The 2,188-nt window shown below is 38.2% G+C and carries 1 rRNA gene; it reads right to left on the bottom strand.

Annotated elements, in window-relative coordinates:
* Positions 1–1,922, bottom strand: a 23S ribosomal RNA gene (locus L3V31_RS21920); the annotation flags it as partial.
* Positions 1,923–2,188 lie beyond the last annotated feature (266 nt).

Genomic DNA, 2,188 nt, shown 5'->3' with positions numbered 1-2,188 from the left:
TGGAACCCTTCTCCGACCTCGGTCTTCAAGGAGTTCCACTTGAATAATTGCTACTACCACCAAGATCAGCTCCCGTGACAGCTCCACAAGTTCTCACGAACTCCGCTTCATAGCCATCACGGTGTCCCTCCTACTTATCGGAATACCTCATAGCCTGAGTAAAAATAACACAAGTGTCATTAATAACTCAGCAGGCACCGATAGTATTGTATGAGTCCAAAGCTCTAGCGCCATGAATTTTCAGGGCTGATGCATTCGGCAGGTGAGTCGTTACACACTCCTTAGCGGATTCCGACTTTTATGGCCACCGTCCTGCTGTCTAAATGCATCAACACCTTTTTTGGTATCTCATGAGCGTTAGTGTTAGGCACTCTAACAACACGTTTGGTTCATCCCACAGCGCCAGTTCTGCTTACCAAAAATGGCCCACTTAGTATTCACATTCGATGTTCAACTCCAATTAAGTGAGTTGAACATCTTACCCATTTAAAGTTTGAGAATAGGTTGAGGAAAACTTTTCCCCTGGGCACCTCTTATCATTCGCTTTACCGGATAAAACTGAATGATTATGAATACTAGCTATCCTGAGGGAAACTTCGGAGGGAACCAGCTACTAGATGGTTCGATTAGTCTTTCGCCCCTATACTCACATTTAACGATCGATTTGCACGTCAGAATCGTTACGGTCTTCCACCAGAGTTTCCTCTGGCTTCAACCTATGCAAGCATAGCTCACCATCTTTCGGGTCTCAACTACATTGCTCATGCACCGCCCTCATGATAGTGTTGCGAACAACACCACATGTTAGGACGGGCCAGTGTTGCGCTGCAAGTATTGGGTGTAAACAAATAACTTACAGATCACACTTTCAATTTTTATATTTATTTCGCCATAGGGTTTTTCACGCCCTTTGACTTGCAATGTAGTTAAACTCCTTGGTCCGTGTTTCAAGACGGGTCAAATAGAAAGTCTACCACAGAACCACAATTAACATACACACTTGCATTAAAAGCTCATCGATTTTTGCCAAAACCAACAAACTATAATACAAGCTAATGTGTATATATGTTGCCGTTTACTAACACAGAAATTAAAAATGCTTTAACCAACAGGGATCAGAAATCCCTTTTTTAAGTAAGTTAACACTATTAAATAGTATTAACCTACTAACTGTCTAACTATGTGCCCATTTAAATTTTGCAATCTAAACGAACAACAGCTGGTTAAAGCACTCTGATTAAGTAAACGATTGTGGCACTAGTTATCAACATTAACAATACATGTTGACACATACGTTCATACACTTGGTACTACATTTAACAATTATAATACCCGTCTATTAAAAATAAACTGGCATTTCTATTGCACTGTGTATGGTACATGTCTAGTTTACAAATTTTTAACATGTAAAGCAATGCTTAATAACAAGCAGCTTGACTCTATCTGATTAACCTCCTTGTAGTTTCACGTACTGTTTACTCTCTCTTCAGAGTACTTTTCAACTTTCCCTCACGGTACTTGTTAACTATCGGACTCGTACAGGTATTTAGCCTTAGATGGAGTTTACCACCAACTTTGGACTGCATTCTCAAGCAATCCGACTCCAAGATGAATGCATATACGCATAATGTCACATCTGATTACCAACTTGAACGGGACTCTCACCATCTTTGGAGTTCATACTGAACATGCCACATTCAAATTTGGACTTCAAGTCGGCCACTATACGTTAGCAAACATCTTAATATCACATTGCTCAACAAACAATTTAGCTTGTGAGCTTCGATATTGGGCTAATCTCTGTTCACTCGCAGTTACTAAGAGAATCCTGTTTAGTTTGTTTTCCTCCGCTTACTGATATGCTTAAGTTCAGCGGGTACTCACGCTTGAGCCGAGGCCAGACTACACATCATATATTGAGTTTCGTGTGTGTGCGTGTATATATACATATATATAGTAACCTTTATTTAGGAGTTTTTCAAATTTTAATATTAAATTAACTATTTGTTAGCTACATACCACACATGTTTATTAATTAATCAACAACATTTTTCTATTGCTGTATGTGCTTAATGTATGTAACTAAATTTAGTTAATTTAATTCTTTACATTTAATACTATATTTATATATATATATATATATCTATAAACACACACACTCTCTCATTGGTATATGATTTCATCATAT

The sequence above is a fragment of the Vibrio sp. J1-1 genome, from assembly GCF_021728395.1.
Lineage (GTDB): Bacteria > Pseudomonadota > Gammaproteobacteria > Enterobacterales > Vibrionaceae > Vibrio.
The sequence above is the reverse complement of the archived record's forward strand: the minus strand, read 5'-3'. Positions and strand labels throughout refer to the sequence as shown.